Source organism: Vibrio sp. 1580, from assembly GCF_033340055.1.
Genome location: NZ_JAWOVT010000223.1, coordinates 1 through 764 on the forward strand (window position 1 = coordinate 1; position 764 = coordinate 764).

At 44.6% G+C, this 764-nt stretch carries 1 pseudogene; it reads right to left on the reverse strand.

The features are described from left to right. Positions 1-21: 21 nt before the first annotated feature. Positions 22-764, reverse strand: a pseudogene (locus R7093_RS25165) (sensor histidine kinase); the annotation flags it as partial.

A 764-nucleotide genomic window follows, 5' to 3' on the forward strand; every position in this document is an offset into this window, starting at 1 on the left:
CTTTATTGCTGCTGATTGGGTTTATGATTTCGGGGGAATGATAAAGCTCATTTTAGTAAATTGATGCGTCACACACGCAATTTTTAGCGCTGAGTCACGCCCAAATTGATTAGTGAGACGTTTGTCTACAATTTCCAAGCCTAAACCTGAGTGGTTGTCTTTTGGTGGCTGGAAACTGCCTGCGTTGTCCTCGACCGTAATCAGATGTCCTTGAGGGTGCACTTCGCTATAAATTTTAACTTTTCCACCTTCAAGCATATTGGAGATGCCGTGTTTGATGGCATTTTCCACCAAGGGTTGAAGTGTAAAACTTGGCAGCTTGATATCGAGCAACTCTGGGTCGATATCTATTTCTACTTCCAAGCGATCCGTGAAGCGTGCTTTTTCGATACTGAGGTAAGAATTGACGTGTGCAAGCTCTTCTTTCAGCGTCACCGTATTGATGTTCTGTTTTAAGTTACTGCGGAAGAAATGCGACAAGTTTTGGATAAGCTCACGGGCTTTATCTAGGTCGCGGCGTGTAATTGCACTGATGGTATTGAGCGCGTTAAACAAAAAGTGAGGGTTTACCTGCGCGTGCAGCAGTTTGATTTCTGCCTGCGCTAACAGCGCTTGTTGTTGTTGATAATCGCCATACAAAATTTGGCTGGAGAGCAACTGAGCTATCCCTTCTGCCATTGACATGTTGGCGGTTCAGAACAGCTTACGCTTAGGTTCATAGAGTTTGATTGTTCCGATGACCGCTTTACCCGCACTCAATGGAA